General features: G+C 33.2%; 16 protein-coding genes. 15 read left to right on the top strand and 1 reads right to left on the bottom strand.

Annotated features, from left to right (window positions below; genetic code table 11):
* Positions 1-14: 14 nt before the first annotated feature.
* From HMPREF3265_RS03045 to HMPREF3265_RS02975, 15 genes are all read left to right on the top strand, one after another.
* Positions 15-1520 (top strand): NAD(P)H-binding protein, encoded by a 1506-nt coding sequence (locus HMPREF3265_RS03045; protein ID WP_070440658.1) that lies wholly within the window; start codon positions 15-17, stop codon positions 1518-1520.
* Positions 1521-1954: 434 nt separating this feature from the next.
* Positions 1955-2749 carry a VOC family protein gene (locus tag HMPREF3265_RS03040; RefSeq protein ID WP_070440661.1) on the top strand — a complete coding sequence of 265 codons (795 nt, stop codon included), beginning with the start codon at positions 1955-1957 and terminating at the stop codon, positions 2747-2749.
* Between the two features lie 4 nt (positions 2750-2753).
* Positions 2754-3233, top strand: coding sequence for a CHAP domain-containing protein (locus tag HMPREF3265_RS03035; RefSeq protein WP_070440664.1), 480 nt, complete (start codon positions 2754-2756; stop codon positions 3231-3233).
* A 115-nt stretch (positions 3234-3348) separates the two neighbouring features.
* On the top strand, positions 3349-3825 hold the full coding sequence (gene lspA, locus HMPREF3265_RS03030) for a signal peptidase II (RefSeq protein WP_070440667.1): 477 nt from the start codon (positions 3349-3351) through the stop codon (positions 3823-3825).
* Positions 3826-3836: 11 nt separating this feature from the next.
* Positions 3837-4754 carry an RluA family pseudouridine synthase gene (locus tag HMPREF3265_RS03025; protein ID WP_037552361.1) on the top strand — a complete coding sequence of 306 codons (918 nt, stop codon included), beginning with the start codon at positions 3837-3839 and terminating at the stop codon, positions 4752-4754.
* A gap of 448 nt (positions 4755-5202) precedes the next feature.
* Complete coding sequence (pyrR, locus tag HMPREF3265_RS03020) at positions 5203-5730, top strand: bifunctional pyr operon transcriptional regulator/uracil phosphoribosyltransferase PyrR (RefSeq protein ID WP_053024663.1); 528 nt, start codon at positions 5203-5205, stop codon at positions 5728-5730.
* Positions 5731-5962: 232 nt separating this feature from the next.
* Entirely contained in the window at positions 5963-7273 is a 1311-nt protein-coding gene (locus HMPREF3265_RS03015) for a uracil-xanthine permease family protein (RefSeq protein ID WP_037552357.1), read from the top strand.
* A 32-nt stretch (positions 7274-7305) separates the two neighbouring features.
* Complete coding sequence (locus HMPREF3265_RS03010; RefSeq protein WP_070860998.1) at positions 7306-8199, top strand: aspartate carbamoyltransferase catalytic subunit; 894 nt, start codon at positions 7306-7308, stop codon at positions 8197-8199.
* Between the two features lie 3 nt (positions 8200-8202).
* Positions 8203-9477: a dihydroorotase gene (locus HMPREF3265_RS03005; protein ID WP_070440678.1), complete on the top strand. Its 1275-nt coding sequence runs from the start codon at positions 8203-8205 to the stop codon at positions 9475-9477.
* Positions 9478-10578, top strand: coding sequence for a carbamoyl phosphate synthase small subunit (locus HMPREF3265_RS03000; RefSeq protein WP_037552349.1), 1101 nt, complete (start codon positions 9478-9480; stop codon positions 10576-10578). It abuts the gene before it with no gap.
* Positions 10571-13744 (top strand): carbamoyl-phosphate synthase large subunit, encoded by a 3174-nt coding sequence (gene carB / locus HMPREF3265_RS02995; protein ID WP_070440681.1) that lies wholly within the window; start codon positions 10571-10573, stop codon positions 13742-13744. Before HMPREF3265_RS03000 ends, carB begins: the two co-directional genes overlap by 8 nt.
* A gap of 96 nt (positions 13745-13840) precedes the next feature.
* The gene (gene pyrF / locus HMPREF3265_RS02990) at positions 13841-14533 is read left to right on the top strand and encodes an orotidine-5'-phosphate decarboxylase (protein ID WP_070440683.1); all 693 of its coding nucleotides are present in this window, start codon (positions 13841-13843) and stop codon (positions 14531-14533) included.
* Position 14534: 1 nt separating this feature from the next.
* The gene (gene pyrE / locus HMPREF3265_RS02985) at positions 14535-15143 is read left to right on the top strand and encodes an orotate phosphoribosyltransferase (RefSeq protein ID WP_053024667.1); all 609 of its coding nucleotides are present in this window, start codon (positions 14535-14537) and stop codon (positions 15141-15143) included.
* A gap of 27 nt (positions 15144-15170) precedes the next feature.
* Positions 15171-15401 carry a hypothetical protein gene (locus HMPREF3265_RS02980; protein ID WP_070440686.1) on the top strand — a complete coding sequence of 77 codons (231 nt, stop codon included), beginning with the start codon at positions 15171-15173 and terminating at the stop codon, positions 15399-15401.
* Positions 15402-15736: 335 nt separating this feature from the next.
* The gene (locus tag HMPREF3265_RS02975; protein WP_037552339.1) at positions 15737-16141 is read left to right on the top strand and encodes a VOC family protein; all 405 of its coding nucleotides are present in this window, start codon (positions 15737-15739) and stop codon (positions 16139-16141) included.
* Between the two features lie 77 nt (positions 16142-16218).
* Here the strand turns inward: HMPREF3265_RS02975 and HMPREF3265_RS02970 are convergent, their stop codons facing one another.
* Complete coding sequence (locus HMPREF3265_RS02970; RefSeq protein ID WP_070440689.1) at positions 16219-17916, bottom strand: Rqc2 family fibronectin-binding protein; 1698 nt, start codon at positions 17914-17916, stop codon at positions 16219-16221.
* Between the last annotated feature and the right edge of the window lie 113 nt (positions 17917-18029).

Below are 18029 nucleotides of genomic sequence, written 5' to 3'. Positions count from 1 at the left end.
TTAGGGGTGAAATCATTAGTAAAATCTTATTAACAGGTGCATCTGGTTATATTGGTGGACAATTAAAAGATCAATTAAAAATGCATCATGATATTATAGCAATTTCAAGAAATACTAGTAACAAAGAAAATGAAGAGAATGTTACATGGAAAGCTGCTGATTTATTTGATTTAGATGAGATAACAGAAGTAATGGAAGGGGTAGATACTGCAATTTACCTTGTCCATTCTATGATGCCAAACGCCAAGTTAACGCAAGCAAACTTTGAAGATATGGGTGCTTTATTAGCAGATAATTTTGCGAGAGCTGCAAAGAAACAAGGCGTTAAACATATTGTATTTATGAGTGGTTTAATTCCAAATGAAGATAAACTATCTGCTCATTTACGTAGTCGTTTGGAATGTGAAAAAATTCTAGGTTCTTATGGTATACCTGTAAGTATATTAAGAGCTGGATTAATTATAGGGGCTAAGGGAAGTTCTTATCCTATTTTAAAACGTTTAGTTGAACGATTGCCTGGTATGGTATTACCTAGTTGGGCATACAATATGATAGCACCAGTTTCAATTAATGATATAATTAATAAACTGGCATTACTAGTAGAGCGAACACCACAACATAATGAGGTATTTGACATTACAGGACCTGAAATTATGAATTATAAAGAATTAATACAACGTACTGCAGTAGTGCTAAATAAGCGTTTACCAATCGTTGATTTACCAATTATACCTATTTGGGTAAGTAGATATTGGGTACAACTCATTTCACAAGTACCTAAACAAATGGTCTACCCACTTATGAATAGTTTAGTTCATGATATGATTCCACAACCAGAGCGCACGCATCCTGATATTTCTATTGGAGAGATGACTTATGAAGAAAGTGTGCAACAAGCGCTAGATGAAGAAAATGAAATGAATGAAAATCAAAACAAATCAAAAAAATCATCTAGTTCTAATAGTAAAGAACAAATTAAAGATGTTAGAGCAATATCACGCTTTAGAATTCCAGAAAATTATTCAATGGAAGATGTCTCAAAAACATATGCGAAGTTTATAAATAATATTACGTTACATTTAATTAATGGAACTATAAATGAAACTGAATTTAATATTAGTTTGCCATTTACTAATCAATTTATTTTAAAAATGGAACGTGACATGCAAGATTCTTCAAAAGATATGATTGTTTATAAAATCATAGGTGGTAATTTAGCATTATCTAATAATGGTGGTAATGCTAGATTTGAATTTAGACGCATCTTGGATTCAAATGAAGCTATTATTGCACTACAAGAATATGAACCGACGTTACCTTGGTCTGTTTATAAGTTTACACAGGCTAATATCCATAAATCTGTAATGGAATTATTTGTTAATCATATGAATAATCTTGCAGATAAAGATAAAGAAGCGACAACACAAAGTGAACAACTGTTTAGTACAATAGCGATGACTGCTGGAACAGTTATAGGTGCATATGTTGGATCAAAAATTTATCATTTGATTAAAGCCTAAATGACGAAAAATTAGTATTAATTTTAAGCTGAATATAATCCACGATTAATAACTTCATAAATAGTGAGAGAAAGACAATTTCTATGAATATATTATAGAAATTGCCTTTTCTTTTTTTGTTTGAATTTAGATGTATAGTTTTATTAAAATTAAGTGCAACTGCACTTGTGTAAGGCGTTCTAAAATAAATAACAAAACATAGTTGTGAAAATTTTAAGAAAGCATCTCGACTTAAGTGAAATAATGAACCCAATTTCTAAGACATTGCTTTAAAGCACTACTTTAGAAGTTAATAAATTGCAATATACATACAAAGACTGATAAAATTTTATATATTTTAAGATAAAATAGTAGGTATTATTTTCATTGAATTGTATTTTTCATCTAGTAAAAGAAGTAAGTTATATTTAGTAATGCAGTTTTAGGAGGCCATAATGTTTCATTCAAAACATTCACATTTTGTAAATGGTATAACTATAAATGTTAGAAATTTAGCAGACTTAAGACCATTTTATGAAACTATATTGGGATTTGAAGTTATTACAGAAACAAATCATTCTGTTCAGTACGAGATAGGTCAGTCAAATCATTTTTTAACATTAAATGAAGTTATAAATGGTAGGGAACCACTTTTATCTGAAGCAGGATTATTTTATGTAGGTATAATGCTTCCTAATATTACAGATTTAGCCGATTTACTTGTACAAATGACAGACTTTGAAATTCCGGTAAATGGTGGAGAACAAAGTGTTTGTACGTCCCTATTTTTTGAAGATCCAGAGGGGAATGCATACAAGTTTTATGTCGACCATGGTATGGATTACTGGGGCTACGATAATGAAAATGTAAAGTTAGATATTGAAGCAATCAATGTTCCACGTTTACTAACAAATGTATCAAAACAAACTTGGCAAGGGATTCCTAAAGGCACTAAAATAGGAAATTTATCACTTAAAACGATACGTATGTCAGAGGTTGAATCTTATTATTTAAGATATTTTGGACTTGAACCATCTGCGTATTTAGATCAGTTTTCACTCTATATGTCTTCAAATCAATACTATCATCATTTAGCTGTTAATCAATGGTTATCAAGTACTAAACGTGTGATGAATAACGTAACATATGGTCTTGCTTTAATTGATTATTATTATCCCGAAACAACGCATATTAATGTTAAAGGTCCAGACGGACTTTATTTTAGATTTAATTTTATAGAAGTAGTGTGATTTAATGAAGAAATTTATACTTATAATGGTTTTAGGAAGTGTACTTTTCACTGGTGGAGCGATATATGATGGAATTGATAATCAAGATATGACGCAACCTACAATTCATTTTTGGGAAAAGAACCCAATGAAATTAAACTTATATGCTAAAGGCCAATGTACGTATTATGTGTTTGATAGAATTAGACAAGATGGCAATATGATTAGTAATAGATGGGGAGATGCCAAATATTGGGCTAATGAAGCAAGCAAAGAAGGATATAAAGTTAATGATAATCCAAGTGTTGGTTCAATCCTTCAATATCCAAAAGGTCAACATGGTCATGTTGCATATGTAGACAAAGTTAATCATGATGGCTCGTTAACCGTTTTTGATATGAATTATCGTAAACCATATGAAGTTACTAAGCGCACAGTTTACGAATACCAACTAGATGAATTTAATTATATTCATCCTAAGAAAAATCAAAGTGAAAACGCATAATGAACTACAGTTACTAATATCATCATCTATTTGTAACTGTAGCTTTTTTTATATAGAGGAGTAAGCTATAATGTAGAGTGTTGTCAAAGTGTAGTGTGTGAATGGAGGCACGTGAATGAAAAAGAAATATTATATAACCATATCTTTAATAGTAGCAATCGCTATATTAATTATTGACCAAGTCACAAAACGGATTATTGCTACAACAATGAATATTGGTGATTCATATGAAGTTATTCCTAATTTTTTAAACATAACATCACATAGAAACAATGGTGCGGCATGGGGAATTCTTAGTGGTAAAATGGGATTCTTTTATATTATTACGATATTTATTCTCATCGTACTTGTACTATTTTATATTAAAGAAGCGAAGTATAATCTATTTATGCAAGTTGCAATAAGTTTACTATTTGCAGGTGCATTAGGTAACTTTATTGATCGATTAGTTAATGGTGAAGTAGTTGATTTTGTTGATACTAATATTTTTGGATATGATTTCCCAATATTTAATGTTGCGGATTCAAGTTTAACAATAGGTGTATTGTTCATAATCATTGCCTTACTTAAAGATTCGAATTCAAAAGAATAGGAGACTATAATTTGAAAACACATGAATTTAAAATTGAAAACCAAGAGCTTGTTGGACAGCGTATTGATAAATTATTACCTGAATTCAATAATGAATGGTCTAGAAGTCAAATTCAAGATTTGATTAAAGAAGATTTAGTTACAGTTAACGAAAAAGTGATTAAGTCTAATTATAAAGTTAAATTAAATGATCTTATTATTGTTACAGAGAAGGAAGTTGTCGAAGCCGATATTCAGCCAGAGAACCTAAATTTAGATATTTATTATGAAGATGAAGATGTAGCGATAGTTTATAAACCCAAAGGTATGGTAGTACATCCATCCCCAGGTCATTATTCTGGTACATTAGTTAATGGCTTAATGTACCAAATTAAAGATTTATCTGGAATTAATGGTGAAATTCGCCCAGGTATAGTTCATCGTATTGATAAAGATACTTCAGGGTTATTAATGGTTGCCAAAAATGATATTGCTCATAGAGGGTTAGTGGAACAATTAATGGATAAATCCGTTAAAAGAAAATATACCGCTTTAGTACATGGAAATATTCCACATGATTATGGCACGATTGATGCGCCTATCGGACGTAACGAGAAAGATCGACAATCAATGGATGTCGTTGATAACGGTAAAGAAGCGGTTACACACTTTAATGTTTTAGAACATTTTAATGATTACACATTAATTGAATGTCAATTAGAGACGGGGCGTACACACCAAATTCGTGTACATATGAAATATATTGGTTACCCTCTTGTTGGAGATCCAAAGTACGGTCCACGAAAAACACTTGATATTGGTGGACAAGCATTACATGCAGGTGTTATAGGATTTGAACACCCTGTTACTCATGAATACATTGAACGTCAAGCAGAATTACCTAAAGAATTTGAAACACTTTTAGAAGATATTCGCTTAAGAGATGCATAAGAAAAGAATAGTTTGGTAGCCCGCAAAGTTTCAACGCTTTGTGGGTATTTTTTCTAATTTCACATTTAATCAATGATTCTTTAATATGTATTTTTGAAAAAGTTTGTCTAATTTTTTAGTATTTCACAAATTCGATTAACTACAGTAAAAGTATTATTTATTTACAATTGATAATTTTAAAAAATTACATTGACTTATAGCTCAAAAAGTTTTAAGCTAGTAACAGTTCAAAAAAGAAATCGGTGTCTTTAAAAGAGAGTCCAGAGAGGCTTCAAAGACAATGAGTATAATTCTATATACTTTCTTAAAATAATTCAGCGAAATATATGAATTGTTTTATTAGAATGGCTTTATCATGTAATGTCTAACATTACATGTGCGTATATATTAATTTGCCCTCATGTCTTTGAAAAAGGCATGAGGGTTTTTAATTTTAAGAGGTGAGATAATGTCTGAGCGAATCATCATGGATGAAGCTGCAATACAACGTACTGTAACGCGTATGGCACATGAAATTCTTGAATATAACAAAGGTACAGAAAATCTTGTGTTACTCGGAATTAAAACGAGAGGCGAATTTTTAGCAAGACGTATACAAGACAAAATCAATCAAATTGAACAAAAAATAGTTCCAACAGGTACAATTGATATTACACATTTTCGAGATGATATTGAAATTGCTAACAAGCAAATCACTCAAGATGCAATAGAAATTGATGCTGATATTAATGATAAGGTAGTCATCATCATTGATGATGTACTTTATACAGGAAGAACTGTTAGAGCTTCACTAGATGCAATCTTGCTTCATTCTCGACCGATTAAAATTGGCTTAGCAGCACTTGTAGATCGAGGACATCGAGAATTACCAATAAGAGCAGATTTTGTAGGGAAAAACATACCAACTTCTAAAGAAGAATCTGTTTTAGTGTATTTAAACGAAAAAGATTCACAGAATGCAGTAATAATTGAATAAAGACCTTTTAAATCAGTACGAGAGACTGAAAAAGGTAAAGTATTCAAAAGTGAGTGTGGATTACAATGATAGAATGGTCAGTATTAATAACCATCTCACTATAATTGAATGCTTTGTCACGTAGATACGGATAACGATAAGTATGAGTGCTTATCTGTATGTTTACTACGATTTTTTAGTCTCTTTACATTTAAATGTAAAAGAGACTTTTTTTATGAAAGGAAGAAAAAAGATGGAAAATGAACAAATGTTTGAACGAACCGTCAAACCGGTGTTAGACGTACAAGACAAACCTAAACCAACACAATGGGCGCTACTGAGTTTGCAACATTTATTTGCAATGTTTGGTTCTACAGTATTAGTGCCATTCCTAACTGGCTTGCCAATATCAGCTGCTTTACTTGCATCCGGGATAGGAACATTGCTTTATATATTAATTACTAAGGCAAAGATTCCAGCATATTTAGGATCAAGTTTCGCATTTATCACACCAATTATTACTGGATTAAGCACACATAGCTTAGGAGACATGTTAGTAGCACTATTCGCAAGTGGAGTAATGTATGTCATCATCGGTATCCTAATCAAAATCAGTGGTACAGGATGGTTAATGCATTTACTTCCACCGGTAGTTGTAGGACCAGTAATCATGGTAATTGGATTAAGTTTAGCACCAACAGCAGTTAATATGGCAATGTACGAGAACTCAGGAGATATGAAAGGGTACAATTTAAGCTATCTGGTTGTCGCGCTTATTACATTACTTGTAACAATAATTGTGCAAGGGTTCTTCAAAGGTTTCTTATCACTTATACCGGTACTTATTGGTATCATTGTTGGCTATATTGTTTCAATCTTTATGGGGTTAGTTAACTTTTCGAATATTGCTAAAGCAAACTGGATTGACTTCCCACATATCTATTTACCATTTAAAGATTATGTGCCATCGATTCACCTTGGTTTAATACTCGTTATGTTACCAATCGTTTTCGTAACCGTAAGTGAGCATATCGGTCACCAAATGGTTATCAACAAAATCGTAGGTAGAAACTTCTTCGAGGATCCAGGTTTACATCGCTCAATAATCGGAGATGGTGTTTCAACAATGTTCGCTAGTATTATTGGTGGTCCACCAAGCACAACATACGGCGAAAACATCGGTGTACTAGCAATAACAAAGATTTACAGTATCTATGTTATTGGCGGTGCAGCGGTTATAGCGATTGTCTTATCATTTATTGGTAAGTTCTCAGCGTTGATTTCTTCAATACCGACACCGGTAATGGGCGGCGTGTCAATCTTATTGTTCGGTATTATAGCAGCAAGTGGACTAAGAATGTTAGTTGAAAGTAACATTGATTTTGCAAGCAACCGCAACCTAGTAATCGCATCAGTCATCTTAGTTGTAGGTATAGGTAACTTACTCATCAATTTAAAAGGTTTAGGTGTAAACCTTCAAATCGAAGGTATGGCACTAGCAGCACTTTCAGGTATTATCTTAAATTTAATTTTGCCAAAAGAAAAACAGGATTCAAAAAACTAATTTAACAAGGATTATTTATCAGGAGGCGCTTTATGAATAACTTATTATCTATGGAACATTTATCTAACGAGGACATTTACGATTTAATTCAAACAGCTTGTGATTACAAATCAGGAAAGCAAACCTTACCACAATTCGAAGGGAAGTTTGTTTCTAATTTATTCTTTGAAAATTCAACTCGAACTAAGTGTAGCTTTGAAGTAGCAGAACAAAAATTAGGTCTGAAAGAGGTAAATTTTGAAACAAGTACATCATCAGTACAAAAAGGTGAATCACTATATGATACCTGTAAAACACTTGAAAGCATTGGTGTTGATTTACTAGTAATCAGACATTCTCAAAATGCATACTATGAAGAATTAGAAAATCTTAATATTCCAATTGCTAATGCTGGAGATGGTAGTGGCCAACACCCTACACAAAGTCTTTTAGATATTATGACAATCTATGAGGAATACGGTTCATTTGAAGGATTAAACATTTTAATATGTGGTGATATTAAAAATTCACGTGTAGCTCGAAGTAATTTCATAAGTCTAACTTTATTAGGCGCAAATGTAATGTTCTCAAGTCCAGATGAATGGGTGGACGACTCATTAGATGCACCATATGTTCAAATTGATGATGTCATCGACCAAGTAGATATTGTTATGTTATTACGTGTTCAACATGAACGTCATGGTATTACTGGAGAAGCTAATTTCGAGGCAAATGAATACCATGAACAATATGGTTTAACAATGAATAGATACAATAAGTTAAAAGATAAAGCAATCGTAATGCACCCTGCACCAGTTAACAGAGGAGTAGAAATCGATAGTGAATTAGTTGAAGCACCAAAGGCACGAATTTTTAAACAAATGACTAATGGCATGTATTTAAGAATGTCAGTAATCAATAAACTATTATCAGGAAAAGAGGCGTAAACATTGAAATTAATTAAAAATGCTCAAATTTTAGATAACGGTGAACTTAAACAAGCATCCATTTTAATAGATGGTCAGCACATCAAAGAAATTAACAATAACATTGAAGTAGATGAAAATGTTGAAGTAATTGATGCACAAGGTCATTTTGTAGCACCAGGTTTAATCGATGTTCATGTACATTTACGTGAGCCTGGTGGGGAACATAAGGAGACAATTGAAACAGGTACAAAAGCTGCAGCACGTGGAGGATTCACAACTGTATGTCCAATGCCTAATACACGCCCAGTACCAGACTCAGTTGAACATATGGATCGATTACAACAATTAATTCAAGATAATGCGCAAGTCCGTGTATTACCATATGCTTCAATAACTGTGCGTCAAGCTGGAAAAGAACATGTTGACTTTGATGCATTAGCAAAGCAAGGTGCGTTTGCTTTCACTGACGACGGTGTTGGTGTGCAGGAATCAGCAATGATGTATGAAGCAATGCAACAAGCTGCAAAGGTCAACAAAGCAGTTGTAGCACATTGTGAAGATAATAGTTTAATTTATGGCGGTGCTATGCACCAAGGTAAACGCAGTGAAGAACTTGGTATACCTGGTATTCCAAATATTTGTGAAGCGGTACAAATAGCGAGAGATGTATTATTAGCTGAAGCAGCTAACTGTCATTATCATGTATGTCACGTATCGACAAAAGAGAGTGTCAGAGCTATTCGTGATGCTAAAGCAGCAGGTATTCATGTGACGGCTGAAGTTACACCACATCATTTACTGTTAACTGAAGATGATGTTCCAGGGGATAATGCAATCTATAAAATGAATCCTCCTTTAAGAAGTAAAGAAGATAGAGACTCATTATTAGAAGGGTTATTAGATGGCACAATTGATTGTATCGCAACAGACCATGCACCACATGCTAAAGAAGAGAAAGCACAGCCAATGACTAAAGCACCATTTGGCATAGTAGGAAGTGAAACAGCTTTCCCATTACTTTACACGCATTTTGTAAAAAATGGTGACTGGTCATTACAACAATTAGTTGACTACCTAACAATTAAACCAGCACAAACATTTGATTTACCTTATGGCAAATTGGAAGAAGGTTGCTTTGCTGACTTAACGATTATCAATTTAGATGAAGAACGTGAAATCAAAGGTGAAGATTTCTTATCTAAAGCAGACAACACACCATTCATTGGTTACAAAGTTTATGGTAATCCAATTTTAACAATGGTAGAAGGCGAAGTAAAATTTAAGGAGGATAAATAAATGCTTGAGCGACGTTATCTTGTATTAGAGGATGGGACTTATTATGAAGGGTATCAATTAGGATCTAATGATTTATCTGTGGGAGAAATCGTATTTAACACAGCGATGACTGGATATCAAGAGACGATATCAGACCCTTCATATACTGGTCAAATCATTACATTCACATACCCATTAATCGGTAATTACGGTATCAATAGAGATGACTTCGAAGCACTAACACCAACTTTGAATGGTGTAGTAGTGAAAGAAGCAAGCACACATCCTAGTAATTTTAGAAACCAAAAGACGTTACATGATGTGCTTGTTCAATACAAGATACCTGGCATTTCAGGTGTAGATACACGTAGCATCACACGTAAAATTAGACAACACGGTGTTTTAAAAGCTGGGTTTACTGATAATCGAGATGGCATTGATTCATTAATTAACACATTAAAAAGTACTGAATTACCTCGTGATGAAGTAGAAACAGTATCTACTAAAACACCTTATGTTTCAACAGGTTCAGATTTGAGTGTGGTCTTATTAGACTTTGGTAAAAAACAAAATATTGTTAGAGAATTAAATATGCGTGGCTGTAACGTAACTGTAGTACCATATAACACCACTGCTGAAGAAATATTAGCCATGTCACCAGATGGTGTTATGTTATCAAATGGTCCTGGTGATCCAGATGTTGTAGAGGTTGCAATAGAAATGATTAAAGGTATTTTAGGTAAAATTCCATTCTTTGGAATTTGCTTAGGACACCAATTATTTGCATTATCACAAGGTGCAACATCATTTAAAATGAAATTCGGTCATCGTGGCGCTAATCATCCCGTAAAAGACTTACGTAGTGGGAAAGTAGATATTACAAGTCAAAACCATGGTTATGCTATCGATAAAAATTCATTGGTAAATACTGACTTAGAAGTAACTCATATTGCACTTAATGATGGTACAGTTGAAGGATTAAGACATAAAACCTTGCCAGCATTCTCTGTACAATACCATCCTGAAGCAAGACCAGGTCCAAGTGACTCAAATTATTTATTCGATGAATTTATGACTATGATGAAAGAATTTAAAGAAAAGGAGCAAACAGCAAATGCCTAAACGTGACGATATACAAACGATTCTAGTGATTGGATCAGGTCCAATTATCATCGGACAAGCTGCAGAATTTGATTACGCAGGTACACAAGCGTGTCTTGCCTTAAAAGAAGAAGGCTACCGTGTCATATTAGTAAATTCTAATCCAGCAACAATTATGACGGATAAAGAAATTGCAGATAAAGTTTATATCGAACCGTTAACACACGACTTTATTGCACGTATCATACGTAAAGAACAACCTGATGCATTGCTACCAACTTTAGGTGGTCAAACAGGATTAAATATGGCTATTCAATTACATGATAGTGGTGTATTAGAGGCTAATAATGTGAAATTACTTGGTACAGAATTAAAGTCAATTCAACAAGCAGAAGATAGAGAACTATTTAGATCACTAATGAATGATTTGAATGTACCTGTTCCTGAAAGTGATATTGTGAATACTGTTGAACAAGCATTTGCATTCAAAGATGAAGTAGGTTATCCACTCATCGTTCGTCCAGCATTTACTATGGGCGGTACAGGTGGTGGCATATGCTACAATGATGAAGAATTAAAAGAAGTAGTGAGTAATGGATTGCATTACAGCCCGGCTACACAATGCTTAATTGAAAAGTCAATTGCTGGTTTCAAAGAAATCGAGTATGAAGTAATGCGCGATAAAAATGACAATGCTATTGTGGTTTGTAATATGGAGAATATAGATCCTGTAGGTATTCATACAGGTGACTCTATCGTAGTTGCACCAAGTCAAACATTATCAGATGTTGAATATCAAATGTTACGTGATGTATCTTTAAAAGTTATTAGAGCATTAGGTATTGAAGGAGGATGTAATGTTCAACTTGCATTAGATCCACATTCATTTAATTACTACATTATTGAAGTGAATCCACGTGTATCTCGTTCATCAGCGCTTGCATCTAAAGCAACTGGATATCCGATAGCGAAATTAGCAGCGAAGATTGCAGTGGGCTTAACGTTGGATGAAATGCTAAACCCAGTTACAGGTACATCATATGCAGCCTTTGAACCAACACTAGATTATGTTATTTCCAAAATTCCAAGATTCCCATTTGATAAATTTGAAAAAGGTGAACGTGAATTAGGTACTCAAATGAAAGCCACTGGTGAAGTAATGGCTATAGGACGTACATATGAAGAATCTTTATTAAAAGCGATACGTTCACTTGAATACGGTGTACATCATTTAGGTTTACCAAATGGAGAGAGTTTTGACTTAGATTATATTAAAGAACGCATCAGTCATCAAGATGATGAAAGACTCTTCTTTATAGGTGAAGCAATTAGACGTGGTACAACACTTGAAGAGATACACAATATGACGCAAATCGATTATTTCTTCTTAAATAAATTTCAAAATATCATTAATATTGAACATGAATTAAAAAATCACCCAGGAGATTTGGAATATCTTAAATATGCTAAAGATTATGGATTTAGTGATAGAGTAATTGCACATCGATTCGGCATGACAGAATCAGAAGTATATCAATTACGCCAAGATAATAATATTAAACCAGTATACAAAATGGTTGACACTTGTGCTGCAGAGTTTGAATCAACAACGCCATACTACTATGGCACATATGAAACTGAAAATGAGTCAATTGTAACTGATAAAGAGAAAATATTAGTGCTTGGTTCAGGTCCTATTCGTATTGGACAAGGGGTAGAATTTGACTATGCTACTGTACACGCTGTATGGGCAATTCAAAATGCTGGATATGAGGCAATTATCGTGAATAATAACCCTGAAACAGTATCTACTGACTTTTCAATTTCAGATAAGTTATACTTTGAACCGCTAACTGAAGAAGATGTGATGAACATTATTAATTTAGAACAACCTAAAGGTGTTGTAGTTCAATTTGGTGGTCAAACAGCAATTAACTTAGCAGATAAACTAGCTAAACATGGTGTCAAAATATTAGGTACGTCTTTAGAAGATTTAAATCGTGCTGAGGATAGAAAAGAATTCGAAGCGCTATTGCATACGATTGATGTACCTCAACCTAAAGGTAAGACTGCAACTTCTCCAAGGGAGGCACTAACGAATGCACGTGAAATTGGTTATCCTGTAGTTGTAAGACCATCTTATGTGCTCGGTGGTCGCGCAATGGAAATTGTAAGTAGCGATGCAGAATTAGAAAATTATATGGAGCAAGCTGTTAAAGCTAGCCCTGAGCACCCAGTGTTAGTTGATAGATACTTAACAGGTAAAGAGATAGAAGTCGATGCAATTTCAGATGGAGAAACAGTTATCATTCCAGGTATTATGGAACATATAGAACGTGCTGGTGTGCATAGTGGTGACTCAATAGCTGTATATCCGCCTCAAACGTTAAGTCAAGAAGATATCGATACGCTAGAGGAATATACTATCAAATTAGCAAAAGGGTTAAACATCGTTGGTCTAATTAATATTCAGTTTGTTATTGCACATGACGGTGTTTACGTATTAGAAGTAAACCCTCGTGCAAGTCGTACCGTACCGTTCTTAAGTAAAATTACCGATAATCAAATGGCACAACTAGCTATGCAAGCTATTATGGGTACTCGTTTTAAAGACTTAGGCTATAAACAAGGTGTACAACCTTATTCAGAGGGTGTGTTCGTTAAAGCACCAGTATTTAGTTTTAATAAACTAAAAAATGTTGATGTGACATTGGGACCAGAAATGAAATCTACCGGTGAAGTTATGGGTAAAGATTTAACTTTAGAAAAAGCACTTTACAAAGGATTAACAGGTAGTGGTGTAGAAGTTAAAGATCACGGTACTGTTCTTATGACAGTAAGTGATAAAGATAAAGATGAAATTGTTAAAATAGCACACCGTTTAAATGAAGTAGGCTATAAAATTTTAGCAACTCAAGGTACTGCAGAAAAATTAAAAGAAGACAACATTCCAGTTGAAGTTGTAGGCAAAATTGGTGGCGACGATGATTTATTAACACGTATACAAAATGGCGAAGTACAAATTGTCATTAATACGATGACTAAGGGTAAAGAAGTAGAAAGAGACGGGTTCCAAATTCGTCGTACAACAGTTGAGAATGGTGTGCCATGTCTAACTTCATTAGATACGGCTAATGCTTTAACTAATGTAATTGAAAGTATGACGTTTTCAATGAGAACTATGTAGATTTACAACTTGAGAACGACAAGGGCGTTATATGTCAGTGAATATTTTTAAACTGATTATGACGACCAAGTCGTTCGTTTTCAAAGGAGCTATAATATGAAAGATTTACCTATCATAGCATTGGATTTCGAATCAGCAAATAAAGTTAATACATTCTTGGACCAATTTGATGAACCACTTTTCGTGAAAATTGGAATGGAACTATTCTATCAAGCGGGACCAGATTTGATTAAATCGATTAAATCTCGTGGCCATGACATATTCTTAGATTTGAAGCTACATGATATTCCAAACACAGTTGAAAAAGCAATGGAAGGCTTAGGAAAGTTAGATGTAGACTTAGTTAATGTGCATGCAGCTGGAGGTACAGACATGATGAAAGCTGCAGTAAGGGGTTTGCATAAATATAGTAATGATACAAAGATCATTGCTGTGACGCAATTAACATCTACAACAGAAGAAATGCTACGTAATGAACAAAACATTCAGACGACGATTAAAGAAGCAGTGTTAAACTATGCTACTTTAACACAACAAGCTGGTTTAGATGGTGTGGTTTGTTCTCCACTTGAAGCAGAATTGCTAACAAACAAATTAGGTTCTAATTTCTTAAAAGTCACACCAGGTATTAGACCACAAGGGGCAGCTGTAGATGATCAAAAACGTATTACTACACCTGAAGATGCTAAACAATTAGGGGCAACACATATCGTAGTTGGGCGACCAATAACCCAAAGCGAGAATCCTGTGGAAAGTTATCATACTATTAAAGAAAGTTGGTTAGGTTAATATGGCTAAAGAAATAGCAAAATCTTTATTAGATATTGAAGCGGTAACATTATCTCCGAATGACTTATATACGTGGAGTTCAGGTATCAAATCTCCTATCTACTGTGATAACCGTGTAACATTAGGTTATCCTGAAGTGCGACGTGCCATTCGTGATGGATTAAGTCAAATGATTATTGAACAATTTGGTGATGTAGATATTGTTTCTGGTACAGCCACAGCAGGTATTCCTCATGCCGCTTACATCTCTGAAAAGTTAAATTTACCTATGAATTATGTTCGCTCTAAAAGTAAAAGTCATGGTAAACAAAATCAAATTGAAGGAGCAGTAAGTAAAGGGAAGAAAGTGGTAGTAGTAGAAGATTTAATTTCTACAGGTGGATCTTCAATTACAGCAGTTGAAGCTTTAAAGGATGCTGGTGCTGATGTTTTAGGTGTCGTTGCCATTTTCACTTATGGTTTAAAGAAAGCGGATGACATGTTTAATGAAATTGATGTTCCGTTTTATACACTAAGTAATTATAATGAGTTAATTGAAGTGGCTCGTGAAGAAGGAAAAATTTCTGAGAATGATATACAGACTTTAGTTGAATGGAGAGATAACTTGTAATATGCTATGTTAAAAGGGGGATTGATTATGATGACCGATGGTGAGGCTAATCGTTTCTATAACAATATGAAACATGTTAACGAATTCTTATATAAAGAAGAAGATTTTAAATCCCCGGATAACATAATGTCGATTGACAATAGTATTAGAGAAATGAGTGGAACTCAGTCAAAAGTGAGTATGGATTCATTTATCCATACGAGTGATTTCTTTAAAAAAGCTAAAGAAGCGTTAAGGCAAAAAGGTATAATAGATTAAAAACGTGGTATATATGACTAACTCTTTTTCACATATAGTTAAAAAGTAGTCATATATACCATGTTTTTATTTTAATAAAGAAAATATAAAACAATAAATTAGCGAATAAAAATTTTAATTAGTACCCATCCGATAAGTAAGACAATAAGCATAGATAAAATCGGTATAATAAGATGCATCATATTAGAAAGCCTCCAATTGAACTTTAGTTTAATTTTAACTTGAAAATAGTATAAGTCAAAAATTTAGATTAAAAGAATCAAATATTCAAATTTTTTCAAAATAATTAAAATTAGTCTAAAATAAGTATTAAAAATATAGAGAGGGGAATTATTGTGGAAATACCGAAAATAACAACATTTCTAATGTTTAATAATCAAGCAGAAGAAGCTGTAAATTTATATACGAGTCTATTTGAAAACAGTGAAATTTTAACTATGGTGAAGTATGGTGAAGAGGGACCAGGCGTTCCTGGAACAGTACAACATTCTATATTTACGTTGAATGGACAAGTATTTATGGCAATCGATGCTGATAATGGAGAAGATTTACCGATGAATCCATCCATTTCTTTATATATAACTGTTGATAATGCCATGGAAATGGAACGACTATTTAATGGTTTGAAGAAAGAAGGCGCTATATTGATGCCTAAAACTGCAATGCCACCATTCCGCGAATTCGCATGGGTTCAAGATAAATTTGGAGTTAGTTTTCAACTCGCGTTACCTGAAAAATAAAAAATAGGATTAGAACCGAATGTATAAATGTATTTGGTTCTAATCCTATTCTTTATTATAGAGTTATTTTGTCGTTCTTATTTGACTTTCATACTTTGGATTTTGTCATAATCTGGAGTTGCAAATAATGTTTTTTGATTGTCATAAGTTACAAACCCAGGTTTAGCGCCTGAAGGTTTATGAACATTTCTTATTTCCGTGTAGTCTACGGGAATTTGACCAGAATTACCCGCTTTTGAGAAATAACCAGCTAACATAGCTGCCTCTTTAATCGTTTCTTCACTTGGTGCATCATTCAAAATGACAACGTGTGAACCTGGAATATCTTTTGTATGGAACCATATATGGGACTTTTGAGCTTTACGATTAGTTAAATAATCATTTTGTTTATTATTTTTACCTACTAATATAGTATCGCCATCCGTAGAGATATATGTTTGAAGTTGAATTTTATCATTCTTTTTCTTTTTGATGTTTTTACGTTGCTTCATAAATCCCTGTTCTGCTAATTCATCGCGAATATCATCAATTTCATCAACTGTAATATGATCTAATTGTTGTTCAATATTTGCAAAATAATCTATGTTTTCACGTGTTAAATGAATTTGATGATCTAATTCACGTTCACGTGTTTTCATACGATTATATTGCTTGTAGTAATATTGCGCATTAACTGATGGTGATTTAGTAGGATTCAAAGGTATCGTTATTTCCTCATTGGTGTAGTAATTTAATACACTTACAGCGTCATCACCTTGATTAATACGATAAATATTAGCGGTAATTAATTCACCGTAAAGTTGTTGTTTATCTTTATCTTTAGCACTTTCATATTCATCAATTAGTTTACTTAATTTATGCTGATATTTTTGAGATTGTTGTTGCACAAATCGAACTAAATCATTTGCGCGTTGTTTAACGCGTTCTCTTTCACCACGTGCATCATAGTAGCGATCTAATAATTCATGTAAGGACTCATATTCAACCATGTCATCATGAAATTGCATTAATTTCATAAAATAAAAATCTTCTTTTCCAGTTTCATGATTTTTATGGAAAATAGGGACGGGTGTTTTCAATGTCTGGTTGATAACTTCGTCATATGCTTTAGGTAGTGTTTCCGTTGTCATAAATTGATAGCGATTAACAATTTCATTAGTAATGAGTGGGCTAAAGCCTTCGAAAGTGTTTAATAATTGTTTCGCAATTTTACCACTATTGAAATCTATATATTTTAAAGCTTCTTCGCCTGTTATATTAAAAGGGTTCAATTTGTTTTGAGTAGGTGGCGCTTCATATTTGAATCCTGGCATAACAGTACGATATTGATTGGTATTAGGGGTTAAATGTTTAAACCCTTCAATTATTTTGTAATTGTCATCAACAAGTAACAAGTTACTATGTTTACCCATGATTTCTAAGATAACCGTGCGGTAAATGGTATCACCAATTTCATCTTTACTTTCAATATCGATTTCAATACGTCGGTCATTGCCAATCTGACGTATAGCTTTAATAATGCCACCTTCTAGATGCTTTCTAAAAACACGAGCAAACATTGGTGGGTCAAATGGATTATCATATTTTTTAGTCGTAATATGCATTCTTGAAAAACTAGGGTGTATGGATAGTAATAGTTGATGATTTTTGCGATTTTGACGTATAACTATTAGGATAGTGTCATTTTCAGGTTGGTTGATTTTATGAATTCGTCCTGATACTAAAAACTGTATTGATTCAACCATTTTTTTAGTGAATAAGCCATCATATGCCATAAATAATTTCCACCTTCAATTTAATCATTCAGTATATTGTAACATGGTAGAATGATAGCGTCATGATTTAAGTTTATGTTGCATACTCTATACAATTTTAACTACAATATGAT

It is taken from the genome of Staphylococcus sp. HMSC62B09, from assembly GCF_001839115.1.
GTDB classification, from domain to species: Bacteria; Bacillota; Bacilli; order Staphylococcales; family Staphylococcaceae; genus Staphylococcus; species Staphylococcus haemolyticus.
Note: the sequence above shows the minus strand (reverse complement) of the source record. Positions and strands in the feature narration are given on the sequence as shown.